Below are 14,963 nucleotides of genomic sequence, written 5' to 3'. Positions count from 1 at the left end.
GGACATCGGCGCCGCACGGGGGCACAACCGCTCCGCGGCGCGCCACAGCGGACGGTTGTGTGCCTCTAGGGTGCAGCGGTGGACACCGAGGCATTGCGATCATTCGTCCGGGCGGCCGAGCTCGGACAGTTCCAGCACACGGCGGACGAGCTGGGCGTCACCCAGCAGGCGGTCTCCAAACGGATCGCAGCGCTGGAGCGCGAGCTGGGAGTACGGCTGTTCTCGCGTACTCCCCGTGGAGTCGAGCTCTCGCTCGACGGGCAGGCGCTCCTCCCGCACGCGCGGGTCGTCGTCGCGGGGGCCGAGCGGGCCGTCAGCGCGGTCAGGCCGGGCTCCCGCGCCCTGCGGATCGACGTGCTCGGTCTGCGCAGCGCGCAGGCCGTCGTGCTGCACGACTACTGGCGCGCGCACCCCGGGGCCGAACTCGACGTGGTGACGCTCAGGGCCGCCGATCCCCGCGCGGCGGTCGCCGCCGTCGCCGCCGGGGAGATCGACGCCTCGTTCCGCACCGTCACCGATCCGGCCGCGCTGCCGCCCGAGGTGCGGATGATCCCCGCGTTCCACTCCCCGCTGGAACTCCTGGTCGGCCCGGCGCACCCGCTCGCCTCCGCGCGGCGGCTGTCGCCGCAGCAGTTGCGCGGGCACCGGATATGGGTGCCCGGCATCGCACCCCGCAGCGAGTGGGGGGAGTTCTACGATCAGCTCGCGGCCGAATTCGAGCTGCGCATCGACGCGGCGGGTCCGCACTTCGGGGACGAGGTGCTCCTGGACGTCCTCGCGGACTCAGCGGAGGTGGCCACGCTCGTCGGGGCACGCGACCGGTACCTGTGGCCCGCGGGCCACGACCTGCGCCGCATCCCCGTGACGGATCCGACCCTCGCCTACCCGATCTCGCTTCTGCTGCCCGCGGCGGCCCCGCACCCGGGCCTGCGCGGCATCCGCACCCACCTGGAGAGCCTCCCTGGGCTCTCCGAGGCGGTCTGGCTCCCCTCGTGGGCGGCGCGGCAGCCGCCGCCGTCCGGGACCTGACGGAGCCTCATTCGGCCGGCACCCAGTCCTTGGCGAAGTCGCCCGGTGAGGACGGACGCGCGTAGTACCAGCCCTGTGCCGTGTCGCAGCCCAGGTCGCGCAGTTGGTCGGCCTGGCTCTCGGTCTCCACCCCCTCGACGGTCACGGCCAGTCCGAGTGCGTGCGCCAGCGAGACGATGCCCTCCACGAAGGTGAGGTCCACCGGGTCGGCCGGGTGCCGCTGGAGGCCCTGGGTGAAGGAACGGTCCAGCTTGAGGGTGGTGGCCGGGAGCCTGCGCAGGTTGGCGAGGTTGGAGTAGCCGGTGCCGAAGTCGTCCAGCGCGATGTCGACGCCCAGCTCGGCGAGCTGCCACAGTGGTTTGAGCTCGTCCTCGTCCGCACTGATCAGGGCGCTCTCGGTGACCTCCAGACACAGCGAGGAGGGCGACACACCCGCGGACTCCAGCACCGCGACGGTGTCCGGCACCAGGTCCGGGTGGTGGAGCTGGCGCGGGGAGAGGTTGACGTTGACCCGCAGCGGCTGCCCGCCCGCCCAGGCGCAGCTCTGTGCGACGGCCTGCTCCAGCACCCAGCGGCCCAACGGCACGATCAGCCCCGTGTGTTCGGCCAGCGGGATGAACCGGTCCGGACCGAGCCTCCCGTGCACCGGGTGCTTCCAGCGCACCAGCGCCTCGGCGCCGTCCACCCGGCCGTCGCTCATCCGGATCAGCGGCTGGTACTCCAGGAAGAACTCGTCCCGCTCCAGCGCCGCCGGCAGCCGGTTGGTGAGGCTGTGCCGGTCTATCGCCCGCGCCTCGGAGTCCGGGTCGGCCAGCTCGTAGCGGTTGCCACCGGCGTCCTTGGCCCGGTACATGGTGATGTCGGCGCTGCGCAGCACCTCGGCGGGTTCGAGCTGCCCGGCGGCACCCTCGACGATGCCGATGCTCGCCCGGACCGACAGCTCCCGCCCGTCCAGCGAGACGGGGGTGGCCAGCGCGGCGAGCAGGGCCCGCGCCATGCCGGTGATCTCCTCCGCGCCCTGCGGGTCGGACATCAGCACGGCGAACTCGTCGCCCCCGATCCGGGCCACGAGGTGCGCGGGAGCGGTCGTGCAGGACTGGAGGCGCTCCCCGACCGCGACGAGGAGCTGGTCGCCCACAGCGTGCCCCAGGCTGTCGTTGACCGTCTTGAAGCCGTCGATGTCCAGATAGCACAGCCCGAACCGGGCCACCCCGTTGCCGGGCGTCAGGATGCGGTCCAGCCGTTCGGCGAACAGGGTGCGGTTCGGCAGTCCGGTCAGCTCGTCGTGGGTCGCCTCGTAGCGGAGCCGCAGGTGGAGCAGCCGGCGCTCGGTGATGTCCTCCATGAGGGCGAGTTGGTAGCGCGGTTCGCCGTCGGCGTCCCGCAGCAGGGAGACCGTCAGATTGGTCCACAGCACGGTGCCGTCGGGGCGCTGGTAGGGCTTCTCCACCCGGAAGTGGTCGCGCCGCCCGGCGGCCAGTTCGCGGTGCAGCCGCCACACGTCGGGGGCGTCGTCGGGGTGCACCCAGTCGTTGATGTTGCGGCGCCGCATCTCCTCCTCGGAGTGCCCGAACATCCGGGCCAGGGCGCCGTTGGCGTCGCGCAGCCGGCCGTTCATGTCGGCGATCCCGATGCCGAGGGTGGCGTCCTTGAAGACGGCCCGGAACCGGGTCTCGGAAGCGTGCAGGGCCTCCTCGACCGCGGTCTGCGCGGCCAGCGCGGCGCGGGAGAGCGCCTCCTGCTCGGCCAGGGTCCGCTCGCGCACGGCGAGCGTGAATCCGGCCGCGAGGGCGTGCTGGAGCCGGGCGCAGCGCGATCGCGCCTCGTCCACGCCCAGGCCGCGCGGGGTGCCCGCGTACAGGACGAGGTAGGACTCGATCACCCCGAGGATGTGCGGCAGTGCGTCGGGGCTGGTGCAGTGCGCCTGGTTCACCAGCACTTCGCCGACCTCCCGGCCGGGCGCGGGGCTGAACGGGTAGGTGTGCAGCGCCTCGCCCAGCCGGACGGCCAACGGGTGGAGGAAGTCCTCCAGTTCGGCCCGGGTGAGGGAGGTCTGGGTGGCCGGGTAGACCGTCCGGCTCCAGATCCGTGCGAAGCGGCGCAGCCCGTCCTCGCCTCCCTGGCCGGTGCCGTCCTCCGCCGGGCCGGGCGCCGGGCGGGTGTGCCTCAGGTGTTTTTCGGGCCCGTCCTGAGCAGTCACTCGGCGAGTCCCGCCTTGCGGCCCACCCCGGCGAACCCGCCCATGACGACCGGGTCCTCCAGCTCCTGCGGGCTGTCGGGGCGCCAGTGCGGCAGCGCGACCAGGCCCGGCTCCACGAGTTCGAACTCCTCGAAGAACTGCGCGATCTCGTCCCTGGACCGGGTGACCAGCGGGGCGCTCGCGGTGCTGTACACCTCACGGAGGGCGGCGCCGCCGTCCCGCACGGGGCCGCCCTCACCCGACCCGTGGGAGATCACCAGCAGACTGCCGGGCGCCAGACGGCGGGCCAGTTCCGCCACGCACTTGCGCGGCTCGTCGCGGTCCTCGACGAAGTGCAGCAGTGCGACGAGCATCACCACCACCGGCTGGTCCAGCTCCAGCAGCTCTTCCACCTCGGGGCTCTCGATGATGTCCTGGGGCGAGCGGAAGTCGGCCGAGACGATGCCTACTCTGCTGTCGTCCCCCAGCACCGCGCGGCTGTGCGCGACGGCGACCGGGTCGTTGTCGACGTAGACGGTGCGCGCGCCGCGGTCCAGCGCGTGGGCCACTTCGTGGACGTTGCCGAAGGTCGGGATGCCCGACCCGATGTCGAGGAACTGGGTGATCCCCTCCCGGACGGCGAAGCGGATCGCGCGGCGCATGAAGGCCCGGTTCGCCTGCATGATCTTGGGCAGTCCCGGCCATGCCTTGATCGCCTGACGCGCCGTCTCCCGGTCGACCTCGAAGTTGTGCGAACCGCCCAGGTAGTAGTCGTACATCCGCGACACGCTCGGCACGGTGAGATCGATGCCCTGCGGGGCCCAGGCGGGACGTTCCATCGAAGGGTCTCCAGCTCGCTTTGTTCACCGGGGAGTTCCGGTCGGGCCCACGAGGCTACTGACCGAGGAGCGGCGCGTGGAAGGAAACAGCGTTACTGGGGCTGGATCTTGCCCGGGCATCGACGGCGCCGTCGGGAGATATCAGGGCATAGCGCATCGAGCCGCCCGTGATTTAATCGCAGCCAATTGCGAAAGGTTTGCAAAAACCGCGGACGTCGAACAAGGAGTGTGCCACGGATGACTGCCCGGACGGTACGGACAGCCACCGCTGCGGCGACCGCCGCTGCGGTCCTCGCGGGGGCCGCGGCCTGCTCCGCACCCGGCGGCGGTGACGGTTCGGGCGGCGGCACGGACGCGGTCACGATCGGCGTCGCCCAGGAGCCGGTAACCCTCAGCCCCTTGCTCGGCTACGGCAGGGAGGGCAACTCGAAGATATTCGACGGACTGCTGACCCACGACGCCAAGATGAACCTGCGGCCCGCTCTCGCCACCCGGCTGCCGCAGGTGAGCAAGGACGGCCGCACCTACACCTACGACCTGCGCAAGGGCGTCACCTTCAGCGACGGCAAGCCCTTCACCGCCGACGACGTCGTCTACACCTACGAGACGATCCTCGACGAGAAGACCAACAACCCCTCCAAGAGCGAACTGGACGCGGTCAAGAGCGTCACCGCCCAGGGGAAGCACCGGGTCGTCTTCCGGCTGTCCTACCCGTACGCGGCGTTCGCCGAGCGCACCGTGCTGCCCATCGCCTCCCGGGCCGTGGCGTCGCGCACCGATGTCAACACCGGGTCCTACAACACCGAGCCGGTGGGCACCGGCCCGTACCTGCTCACCCGCTGGCGCAAGGGGGAGAAGCTCAGCTTCAAGGCGAACCCGCACTACTGGGGCGGCAAGCCGAAGGTCGAGCGGTTCACCGTGGCCGTCATCGAGGACGACGACGTCCGGGCCACCCGGCTGCGCTCCGGCCACCTGGACGGCGCCATCCTCCCGCCCAACCTTGCCCAGACCTTCGAGAAGGACGAGGACAAGCGCATCTTCAGCGCCAAGACCGCCGACTACCGCGCCGTCACCCTCCCCAGCGGCAACCCCGTCACCGAGGACAGAGCCGTCCGCCGCGCCCTCGACCTCGCCGTCGACCGCAAGGCCATGGTCGACTCCGTCCTCGACGGCGCGGGCAAGCCCGCCTACGGTCCGCTGCCCACCGACAGTCCCTGGTTCGCCGAGGGGACCCGGCGCGCGCGAGACCTGCCCCGGGCCCGGAAACTGCTGGACGACGCGGGCTGGAAACCGGGCAAGGACGGCATCCGCACGAAGCACGGCAGGCGCGCCGCCTTCACTCTCTGGTACTTCTCCGGGGACAAGCTGCGCCAGGACCACGCCCTCGCCTACGCCGCCGACGCGAAGAAGGCCGGCATCGACGTCACCGTCCGGGCCGGCAGCCGCGAGGCCGTCCGCCCCCGGCTCGACCGCGACGCCATGCTGATGGGCAACGGCTTCCCCGCGGATCCCGACTTCGACCTCTACCCCGCACTGCACTCCTCGCAGATCGGCGAGGGCTGGAACAACCTCGCCCACTACCACGACAAGACCGTCGACGAGCAACTCGACACCGCCCGCCGCAGCCGCGACCCCGAGGTGCGCAAGACCGCCTACGACGAGGTCCAGCGCGCGTTGGAGAAGAACCCCGGCTACACCTTCCTCACCCACATCGACCACGTCTACGTCATCGACGACAAGTGGCGCGGGCTGACCACCCAGGTCGAGCCGCACGACCACGGCATCGGCGCCGGACCCTGGTGGGACCTGCAGGACTGGCAGCCGGAGGAGTGAGCGGCGCAGTCATGTCCGCGGCCGCGCGCCCGGTGGTACGGCGACTGCCGGCCGCCGCACCGGTGCTGGCGGCGGCGACGTTCGGGGCCTTCGCGCCGGCCGCCGCCTCCCTGTTCGACCCTGATGCTGGACGCCTCCACCACGGCGGCGCCGGCCGCCGTGGTGGAGGACTACCGGCGCCGCACCGGTGCGGCGCTGCCGGCCGTCGGCCACGACCGTCCGCTGCTGGAGCGCTGGTGCGACCGCGCCGTCGAGCCGGCCGCAGCCTCCGGCGGCCGGGAGGGTGCGGAGGTCAGATCCGCACCCCGCGCCCCCGCAGATACGCCAGCGGATTGATGTCGCTGCCGTAGCCGGGCCCGGTGCGGATCTCGAAGTGCAGGTGCGGACCGGTCGCGTTGCCCGTCGCACCGGAGCGGCCGAGCCGCTGCCCGGTGCGCACCGCCTGCCCGGAGCGCACCGAGATGGCGGAGAGATGGCCGTACTGGCTGTACTTGCCGCCCCGGTGCCGGAGCACCACCTGGTATCCGTAGGCGCCGCCCCAGCCCGCCGAGACGACCGTGCCGCTGGTGACCGCCTCGACGCTGGTGCCGGTGCCGACGGGGAAGTCGACCCCCGTGTGGTGCCCCGAGGACCAACTGCCGCCCGCCGCACGGTAGGCGGTGCTGGGCGCCACGCCGGAGACGGGCGCGGTGGCCGAGGGGGAGTCCCGGTGTGCGGGAGCCTGCTTGGCCGCCTGCTCCCGGGTGTCCTTGCGCGGCTGCTGTTTCGGGGACGGCTGCTGCTTCTTCTCCGGAGCGGGCTGTTTCTCGGCGCGCTGCCGCGGTGCCTGCGGCGCGGCAGCGTCCTCGGAGCCGCGGGCCCGGGACGGCGGGCGCTCGGTGCGCCGCGGGCTGCCGGTCAGACTCAGCCGCTGGCCGGGCAGGATCAGGTCCGGGTCGTCGCCGATGGTGGAGCGGTTGCTCTCGTACAGGGTGTGCCACCCACCCGCCACCTCGTTCTCCCGGGCGATCCCGGAGAGCGTGTCGCCACCGACCACCTGGTAGGTCGTCAGCTTCTTGCCGCGCTCGGCTCTGGCCCGGTCCGCCTTGGTCTGCGCGGCCGGCTCGGCGGGCGCCGCGCCGGCCGGGTCCGTCTGCTGTCCGGAGCCGTTCCGTGCGGCGGCCGGAGCCGCGTCGCCGCGTGCGAGGCCCGCGCGCGGCCCGCAGGTGGGCCAGGCGCCGGGGCCCTGGCCTTCCAGCACCTTCTCGGCGACGGCGATCTGCTGGTCCTTGGTGGCCTGGTCGGCCCGGGCGGCGTAGGCGGTACCGCCGTACGCCTCCCAGGTGCTGCTGGAGAACTGGAGGCCCCCGTAATAGCCGTTGCCGGTGGCGGTGTTCCAGTTGCCGCTGCTCTCGCATGCGGCCACCTTCTCCCACACGTCCCCGGCCGCGGCGTCCGCGGCCTGCGCCCCGACCAGGGGCAGTGCGATCCCCGCCCCGCCGGCCGTCACCCGTAACGAGACGCGGGAGACGGCGCGTGGCTGAGGGCGGCGGTGGCGTCCGTGAGCGGACATGGCCGTTCCTCCGATGCTCGGCGGTCCACGGGCGACCGTGGCCGGGATCTACAGGTCCAAGCCCCGCTCCCGGGCGAGGCGGTGTGCTGCCTGACCGGCCACGGACTCGTCCGGGTACACCTCGCACGCCAGCCGGCCGCTGCCCGTCATGTTGTGCTCCAGCTCGTAGAGGCTGATTTCGCTCCCGTCGGCGAGCAGGAAGGCGTGTTCGTAGACCGAGCACCACACCTGGCAGTCCCCGGCCCGCACGCGGGGCCCGGGGACGTGCAGGATGTGGTGGCCCAGCGCGGAGGAGAGCAGCCGCAGCGTCTCCTCGCCCGGCCGGTCCTGGTTCTCGGCCCGGCGCAGCAGCCTGCGGGCATGGTCGGCCGAGTCGCCCTCGGAGTACTCGCGCCGCGGGCAGGCGGTGCCGGAGGGCCCGGTCAGGAAGTCGAGAACCGCGGCCGTGCGGCCCGGGCGGTCGGGTTCGCCCTTCTCGCCCATCCGGCGGTGCGCCCGGCGTTCGGCGCGGCGCAGGGCCTCCGTGTCGTCGTAGACCTCGTGCAGTTCGCCCGCACCGTCCGGGCTGTCGTAGCGCAGTTCCCACAGCAGCACGCTGCTGCCGTCGGCGAGCAGGAAGACATGGCGGAAACTGCTGCACCGCAGGGCGGGTGCCGGGACGTTGCGGTGCCGCCAGCCGTACAGCTCCACCTGGCACATCACAGCGCTGCGTAGTCGGTCCAGGACCGTGTCGCGGACATCGAACGGGTTCTGGGCGCGGGCCAGCAGCTCTTCGAGGTGGTGAGCAGGCGTCAGGTGCCCTCTGTCGCTCATCGCGGAACCCTCCCGGCGTGCAGCAAACAACCGACCGTCCCCGCGCGCACACACCGTAGCGCTCCCACCGCACCGTGCGGGAGGAGTTGGGGGAATTCCGCTGTGGGAAACCCTGCGGAGAAGCGTTTTTTCGGCCGAATCCCGGTGATATGCCGGTGGCCGGTGGGGGGTGAGCGCCGTACCAGCGGGAACCACAGGGAGGACGACCCCGGGGGGCCGAAGGGAGGCGGCGGTGACCACACTGCCCGTCGGATACGAGTCCTACTGGATGCTCTCGGCGGCGGGGGAAGTCTGCCCCCAACTGCCGCCCGACAGCCGGATCGAGGTGGACGCGGCCGTGGTGGGCAGCGGCATCGCGGGCCTCTCCGCGGCCTGGGAACTGGCCCGCGCGGGCCGCAGCGTCGCCGTGCTGGAATCCGACCGGCTGGCGGCCGGGGTCACCGGGCACACCACGGCCAAGCTCTCCGCGCTGCACGGGCTGACCTACAGCCGGCTCCGCGCCGAGCGCGGCGCCGAGGACGCGCGGCACTACGCGCTCTCGCAGCAGGGCGCCGTCGACCGGCTGGCCGCCGTCGCCGCGCGATTGGGCGTCGACTGCGAGCTGGAGCGCGTCCCGGCACACCTGTACGTGGAGTCGGCCGAGCATGTGGACGAGGTGCGCGCCGAGGCGGAGGCGGCCACCGAGGCCGGACTGGCCGCCTCGTTCGTCACCGACACCGGACTGCCCTTCCGGGTGCGTGCCGCCGTCCGGGTGGAGAACCAGGCGCAGTTCCACCCGCGCAAGTACCTGCTGGCGCTGGCCGACGACATCCGCCGGCACGGCGGCCTGCTGTTCGAGCGCACCCGCGTCGTGGCGCTCGACGAGGGGGAGCCCTGCCTGCTCCGTGCCGAGAACGGGGGAGAGGTGCGTGCGCGGGACGTGGTGGTGGCCACCCACTACCCGGTCTTCGACCGGGCGCTGATGTTCTCCCGGCTGCAACCGCGCCGGGAACTGGTCATCTCCGCGCTGCTCCCCGAGGAGGAGGACCCCGGCGGAACCTATGTCTCACCGGAACGGGGCAGCCGTTCGGTGCGCACCGCGCCCTATCCGTTCGGCGACGGACGGCGGCTGCTGATCGTCACGGGGGAGACGTTCACCCCCGGAACACCCGGCACCGGCTCCGTCGGCGCCCGCTACGAACGGCTGGCCGCCTGGACCTACGAGCGCTTCCCCAGCGCCCGGCTCGCCCACCGCTGGGCCACGCAGGACAACGAGACCACCGACCGGGTGCCCTACATCGGGCGCTTCCACGCCGGGACCCGGCACACCTACGTCGCCGCGGGCTTCGGCGGCTGGGGGATGAGTTCGGGGGTGCTGGCCGGGCAGCTGCTCGCCGCCCATCTCACCGGCGAGCCGCTGCCGCCGTGGGCGCAGCTCTACGACCCGGTGCGGCTGCGGGCCGGCGAGGCGCCCGCGCTGCTGCGCCTGCAGTCGGCGGTCGCCAGGCGGTTCGTCGCCGACCGGCTGCGCCCCAGCCATGTGGACTCATTGGACGAGATCCTGCCGGGCGACGGCGCCATCGTGCGGGTGCGGGGGCGGCGCTGCGCGGTGCACCGGACGACCGAGGGCGAACTGCGTGCCGTCTCGCCGCGCTGCCCGCACCTGGGCTGCCTGGTCCGGTTCAACGACGCGGAGACCGCCTGGGAATGTCCCTGCCACGGTTCGCGGTTCGCCACGGACGGCTCCGTGCTCCAGGGCCCGGCCACCCGGCCCCTGGACCGGCGCGACCTGGGCGAGGACTGAACCGCGCCGGCCGGGCTCAGAGCCAGTCGGGATCGGTCTCGGCCGCGACCGTGTCCAGCGCGGCCAGCAGATCGAACTGCGGGCCGGTGCGGGGCAGTTCGACGCGGAAGAAATACCGGGCCGCCTGCTGCTTGCCGCGCAGGAACGCCTCGGCTCCCGCGTCCGCGCGGTCGGCGGACAGCGTGGCCAGGAACTGGCCCAGCCAGATCCACGCCACCACCACGTGCCCGACCGCCTCCAGATAGACCGAGGAGTTCGCCAGTGCCGTCTCCGGGTCCCCGCTCTCCCACAGCCGGGCCGTCACGGCGGTGGCCCGCTCCCAGTAGCCGCCCAGCATCGCCGCCAGCGCGGCGGCCTCGCCGCCGGCCGCCTCGGCGCGCCGCAGCGTCTCCCGCACCGCGCCGTCCAGCGCGTGCAGTCCGGCGCCGCCGTGCTGCACCACCTTGCGGCCCAGCAGGTCGAGCCCCTGGATGCCGTGCGTGCCCTCGTGGATGGGGTTGAGGCGGTTGTCGCGGTAGTGCTGCTCGACGTCGTACTCGCGGGTGTAGCCGTAGCCGCCGTGCACCTGGATGGCCAGGCTGTTGGCCTCCAGGCACCACTGCGAGGGCCAGCTCTTGGCGATCGGCGTCAGCACGTCCAGCAGCAGTTCGGCGCGGGCCCGGTCCTCCTCGGCCGCGGCCGAGCGCTGCTCGTCCACCAGCATGGAGCAGTACAGCAGCAGCCCCAGCGCGCCCTCCACATAGGACTTCTGCGCCAGCAGCATCCGCCGCACGTCCGGGTGCTGCACGATCGGCACCTGCGGAGCCGTCGCGTCCTTGCCGCCCGCCGCGAGTGTGCGCCCCTGCGGCCGCTCGCGCGCGTAGGCGAGGGACTTGAGGTAGCCGGTGTATCCCAGCGCCATCGCGCCCGCGCCGACGCCGATGCGGGCGCCGTTCATCATGTGGAACATGTACGCCAGCCCGCGGTGCTCCTCGCCCACCAGGTGCCCGACGGCTCCCGGCGCTCCGCCGGGCCGGTGGCGTGCGCCCTCGCCGAAGTTGAGCAGCGTGTTGGTGGTGCCCCGGTAGCCCATCTTGTGGTTGAGCCCGGCCGGGACCACGTCGTTGCGCTCTCCCGGGCTGCCGTCCGGCCCGACCAGGTACTTGGGGACGACGAACAGGGACAGCCCCTTGACGCCCGCCGGTCCGCCGGGCACTCGGGCGAGCACCAGGTGGACGATGTTCTCGGACAGTTCGTGGTCGCCGCCGGAGATCCACATCTTGGTGCCGAAGAGCCGGTAGGTGCCGTCCGGCTGCGGCTCGGCGCGGGTGGTGACGTCCGCGAGGGACGATCCGGCCTGCGGTTCGGACAGGCACATGGTGCCGAAGAAGCGCCCTTCGAGCATCGGCCGCACATAGGTGTCGATCTGTTCGCGGCTGCCGTGGGCGCACAGCAGGCGCGCGTTGCCCAGGGTGAGGAACGGGTAGGCGGACGTGCCGACGTTGGCCGCCTGGAAGTAGGAGAAGCAGGCGGTGGCGACCGTGTGCGGCATGCCCATGCCGCCGAACTCCTCGTCCATGGCCGCTGCCAGCAGCCCGGACCCGGCGAACACCCCGAGCGCCTCGGAGACCTCCTTGACGGTGTGCACCTGCTCGCCGTCGAACCAGGGCTCCTCCTGGTCGTTCTTCTTGTTGTGCGGGGCGAAGTGCCGGGTGGCGATCCGCTCGCTCAGGTCCAGGGCGTCGTCGAAGGTCTCCCGGGAGTGCTCCGCGTAGCGGGCGCGCCGGGTCAACGCCTCGACGTCCAGCCAGTCGTGGAGCTGGAAGTCCAGGTCGCGGCGGGAGAGCAGCAGCGAGGGTGAGGGCATGAGGGCGGTCCGATCCCGGAGGCGGCGAGCAGGCGGCAGCGATGTGCGGCGCTCGGTTTCTAAGCGCTTGCTTATGGTCACGCCGAAGGTCGGCCCTGTCAACGCCTCCGGTTCACGGCCCGCGCGGTCACCGCTTGCGGCCCACCCCCGCGTACATGGTCAGGGTGCCCTTGGGCAGTCCGCCGTCGGGGCCGTTGTCGGGGCGCCACAGATGCGTCATGGTCAGCCCCGGGTCCAGCAGCTCCCACCCGTCGAAGAACCGGGCGACCTGATCCCGGCTCCGGGGTACGAGTACCGTGCCGCTGCGCCGGTAGATGTCGACCACGTGGTCGATCCGCTCGGAGCCCTCCCGGTCGGGCACATCGGCGATCCCGTGGCTCAGGGACAGGAAGCTGCCCGGAGCGAGCCGGTCGAGCAGCGTGCGCAGGATCCCCTCCGGCGCCCGTTCGTCCGGGATGAAGTGGACGAGCGCGTTCACCGAGACGGCCACCGGGCGGTCCAGATCGAGGGTCCTGCCCAGCTCCGGCGAGTCCAGCACGGTCTCGGGCCGGGTCGCGTCGGCGTGCAGGTAGGTGGTGCGGCCCTCGGGTGTGCTGTGCAGCAGCGCCTGCGCGTACTGCAGCACGATGGGGTCGTTGTCGGTGTAGACGACCCGTGCGTCGGGGGCGACCGACTGGGCCACCTGGTGGAGGTTGGGTTCGGTGGGGATGCCGCTGCCGATGTCCAGGAACTGCCGCACGCCGTACTCCGCCGCCAGGGCGCGGGTGACGCGGATCATGAAGTCCCGGTTGGTGCGCGCCGCCGTGACGATCTCCGGCAGCTTGGCGACCACCGCCTCGGCCGCCCGCACATCCGCCTCGTAGTGGGTCTTCCCCCCGAGGTAGTAGTCGTACATCCGCGCGGAGTGCGGAATGGCCGTGTCGACCGGAGGTGGTCCGTCCTGCTCGGACATGCGGTCTCCCCCTCAGTAGTGCCTGTAGTGATCCCTGTGGTTCAGGGTTTGCGGGCCAGGCCCGCGAGCATGCTGGGCTGCCCCTCTTCGAGCTCGCCGGCCTGACCCGGATCCGGGCGCCAGTCGTGGGCCATCACGATGCCCGGCTCGACCAGTTCGAGCCCCTCGAAGAACCTGCCGACCTCGCTGCGGTCCCGCAGCCGGAGCGCGGTGCCGCCCTTGGCGTAGATCTCCTCGACCTCGCGTCCCAGTGCGGCCAGGGCCGGGTCGTCGATGTCCGCGGTGGCGTGCGAGAGGCACAGATAGCTGCCGGAGGGCAGCCGGTCCAGCAGTCCGGTGAGGATCTCGTAGGGCCCCCACTCGTCGGGGACGAAGTGGAAGAGCGCGTTGACCGAGAGGGCCACCGGGCGGCTCAGGTCGAGCGTGGCGTGCAGCTCGTCGGAGTCGGCGATGGACTCCGGCCTGGCGGCGTCGGCCTGCAGATAGGTGGTGCGGCCCTCGGGCGTGCTGTGCAACAGCGCCTGCGCGTACTGCAGCACGATGGGATCGCTGTCGGTGTAGACGACCCGTGCGTCGGGGGCGACCGACTGGGCCACCTGGTGGAGGTTGGGTTCGGTGGGGATGCCGCTGCCGATGTCCAGGAACTGCCGCACCCCCGCCTCGGAGGCCAGCCAGCGGGTCGCACGAATCATGAAGTCGCGGTTGGCGCGGGCCATCGCACCGGCGAACGGAACGGTCGCGATGACCGCCTCGGCCGCCTGGACGTCCACCTCGTAGTGGGTCTTGCCGCCGAGGTAGTAGTCGTACATCCGGGCCGAGTGGGGCTTGGTGGTGTCTATGCCGGGAGGGTTGCCCTCTGCGGTCATGCGGCCTCTCCGTTCTCCGGGTTCCGGGGGTGGTGGCGGTGCGGTCAGTCGGAGGCCAGCAGGAAGTCGGCCACGCCCTGCTTGGCGCCCCTGAGGAAGGTCTCGAACTCGTGGGTGGTGTAGATCAGCGCCGGACCTTCCGGGTCGGTCGACTGCCGCAGAGCCACCCGGCCGTCGCCGAGCTTCATCGCCTCGACGCAGCTGCCGCCGTTGGTGCCGCTCCACGGCTTCTGCCAGCCCTCGGAACCGAGGTGTTTCGCGGGCATGCCGTTGTATATGTGTGGGGGGTGGCCGGAATGACCCATGGTTCAGAACTCCTTGCGGATCTCACCGAGTACAGCCTCGGTGTGTGGTACTGGCGCGGCCTGCGCGCCCATGCGGTCCAGCACCTCCAGGTAGGCGGCGGTGTCCGGACGCTCGTCCAGGTACGTGGCGCCCGTCAGGCTCTCGGTGTAGACGATGTCCGGGAGCTCCGGAATCTCGAACCGGAAGAGCTGGAAGGGCCCGAACATGCCGGGGTGGGCACCCGCGGTGAACGGAATGATCTGCAGCGTGATGTTCTGCTGCCGGGACAGCTCGATCAGCCGGTCGATCTGGCCGCGCATCACGGAGGGTGAGCCCACGTGGCGGCGCAGCACCTGCTCGTCCAGCACGGCCCACAGCACCGGCGCCTCGGGGTCCTGGAGGAGCCGCTGGCGCCCCATCCGCAACTGCACCCGGCGGTCCAGTTCCTCCTCCTCGGCGGAGGGAAAACCGGTGCGCAGCAGGGCTCGCGCGTACTCCTCGGTCTGGAGCAGTCCCGGTACGCAATGCGGCTCGTACGCCCTGATGAGGCTGGCCTCGCCCTCCAGGCTCACGTAGAGGCTGAACCAGGGCGGCAGCACGTCGCGGAAGCTGTGCCACCAGCCGGGCCGGTTCGCCTCGTCCACCAGGCCCAGGAACGAGGCCGTCTCCTCGTCGGAGAGGCCGTACATCCGCAGCAGCTTCTCCACGTAGGGCGGTTTGAGGCCCACCTCGGCCTTCTCCATGCGACGCACCGTCGTGGTGTTGACACTGAGCGCGTACGCGGCGTCGGTGAAGGAGTGTCCGGCACGCTCGCGGAGATCGCGAAGGCGTAGGCCGAGCACTATCTGCCCCACAGTCGGCGCGGAACGAGCCTCGGCCACTACTGCCTCCCTGACTGCCTCCCCTGGCGGACCCTGGCGTCAAGCAGTGTGCCATGGCTGGTGTGCAGCAGCCATACTGCCCATGCGATTCTGCGAATTGCAGAA

12 protein-coding genes and 1 pseudogene are annotated in these 14,963 nt (G+C 72.0%); 4 read left to right on the top strand and 9 right to left on the bottom strand.

The window, feature by feature from the left end; translation table 11 throughout:
- Nucleotides 1–78: 78 nt before the first annotated feature.
- Nucleotides 79–1,029 carry a LysR family transcriptional regulator gene (locus ACFYNS_RS06215; RefSeq protein WP_360301369.1) on the top strand — a complete coding sequence of 317 codons (951 nt, stop codon included), beginning with the start codon at nt 79–81 and terminating at the stop codon, nt 1,027–1,029.
- Nucleotides 1,030–1,036: 7 nt separating this feature from the next.
- Here ACFYNS_RS06215 and ACFYNS_RS06210 read toward each other — a convergent pair whose 3' ends face one another.
- Both ACFYNS_RS06210 and ACFYNS_RS06205 read right to left on the bottom strand, forming a co-directional pair.
- Nucleotides 1,037–3,199, bottom strand: a complete 2,163-nt coding sequence (locus tag ACFYNS_RS06210) for an EAL domain-containing protein (protein ID WP_360301373.1) — start codon at nt 3,197–3,199, stop codon at nt 1,037–1,039.
- A 26-nt stretch (nt 3,200–3,225) separates the two neighbouring features.
- A complete protein-coding gene (locus ACFYNS_RS06205; RefSeq protein ID WP_360301366.1) occupies nt 3,226–4,047 on the bottom strand; it encodes an SAM-dependent methyltransferase in 822 nt (273 codons plus the stop codon).
- Nucleotides 4,048–4,284: 237 nt separating this feature from the next.
- On the opposite strand from ACFYNS_RS06205, the gene ACFYNS_RS06200 reads away from it, so the two are divergent.
- Nucleotides 4,285–5,880 carry an ABC transporter substrate-binding protein gene (locus tag ACFYNS_RS06200; RefSeq protein ID WP_388601113.1) on the top strand — a complete coding sequence of 532 codons (1,596 nt, stop codon included), beginning with the start codon at nt 4,285–4,287 and terminating at the stop codon, nt 5,878–5,880.
- Nucleotides 5,881–5,997: 117 nt separating this feature from the next.
- Nucleotides 5,998–6,216 (top strand): annotated as a pseudogene (locus ACFYNS_RS06195) (ABC transporter ATP-binding protein); the annotation flags it as partial.
- On the opposite strand, the gene ACFYNS_RS06190 reads toward ACFYNS_RS06195, so the two are convergent.
- A complete protein-coding gene (locus tag ACFYNS_RS06190) occupies nt 6,173–7,432 on the bottom strand; it encodes a transglycosylase family protein (RefSeq protein WP_388601112.1) in 1,260 nt (419 codons plus the stop codon). The pseudogene ACFYNS_RS06195 and the gene ACFYNS_RS06190 overlap by 44 nt on opposite strands.
- A 48-nt stretch (nt 7,433–7,480) precedes the next feature.
- Complete coding sequence (locus ACFYNS_RS06185) at nt 7,481–8,245, bottom strand: DUF6227 family protein (RefSeq protein WP_360299911.1); 765 nt, start codon at nt 8,243–8,245, stop codon at nt 7,481–7,483.
- 232 nt (nt 8,246–8,477) lie between these two features.
- On the opposite strand from ACFYNS_RS06185, the gene ACFYNS_RS06180 reads away from it, so the two are divergent.
- Nucleotides 8,478–10,028, top strand: coding sequence for an FAD-dependent oxidoreductase (locus tag ACFYNS_RS06180; protein WP_360299908.1), 1,551 nt, complete (start codon nt 8,478–8,480; stop codon nt 10,026–10,028).
- Nucleotides 10,029–10,044: 16 nt separating this feature from the next.
- Here ACFYNS_RS06180 and ACFYNS_RS06175 read toward each other — a convergent pair whose 3' ends face one another.
- The 5 genes from ACFYNS_RS06175 to ACFYNS_RS06155 all read right to left on the bottom strand — a co-directional run bounded on the left by ACFYNS_RS06175 (nt 10,045) and on the right by ACFYNS_RS06155 (nt 14,858).
- Entirely contained in the window at nt 10,045–11,874 is a 1,830-nt protein-coding gene (locus ACFYNS_RS06175; RefSeq protein ID WP_360299905.1) for an acyl-CoA dehydrogenase, read from the bottom strand.
- Between the two features lie 127 nt (nt 11,875–12,001).
- Entirely contained in the window at nt 12,002–12,826 is an 825-nt protein-coding gene (locus ACFYNS_RS06170) for an SAM-dependent methyltransferase (RefSeq protein WP_360299902.1), read from the bottom strand.
- Between the two features lie 41 nt (nt 12,827–12,867).
- Complete coding sequence (locus ACFYNS_RS06165; protein WP_360299899.1) at nt 12,868–13,692, bottom strand: SAM-dependent methyltransferase; 825 nt, start codon at nt 13,690–13,692, stop codon at nt 12,868–12,870.
- Between the two features lie 44 nt (nt 13,693–13,736).
- Nucleotides 13,737–13,997: a DUF397 domain-containing protein gene (locus ACFYNS_RS06160; RefSeq protein WP_360299896.1), complete on the bottom strand. Its 261-nt coding sequence runs from the start codon at nt 13,995–13,997 to the stop codon at nt 13,737–13,739.
- A gap of 3 nt (nt 13,998–14,000) precedes the next feature.
- The gene (locus ACFYNS_RS06155) at nt 14,001–14,858 is read right to left on the bottom strand and encodes a helix-turn-helix transcriptional regulator (RefSeq protein WP_360299893.1); all 858 of its coding nucleotides are present in this window, start codon (nt 14,856–14,858) and stop codon (nt 14,001–14,003) included.
- Nucleotides 14,859–14,963 lie beyond the last annotated feature (105 nt).

The sequence above is a fragment of the Streptomyces sp. NPDC006925 genome (assembly GCF_042869575.1).
Classification (GTDB): domain Bacteria; phylum Actinomycetota; class Actinomycetes; order Streptomycetales; family Streptomycetaceae; genus Streptomyces.
The sequence above is the reverse complement of the archived record's forward strand: the minus strand, read 5'-3'. Positions and strand labels throughout refer to the sequence as shown.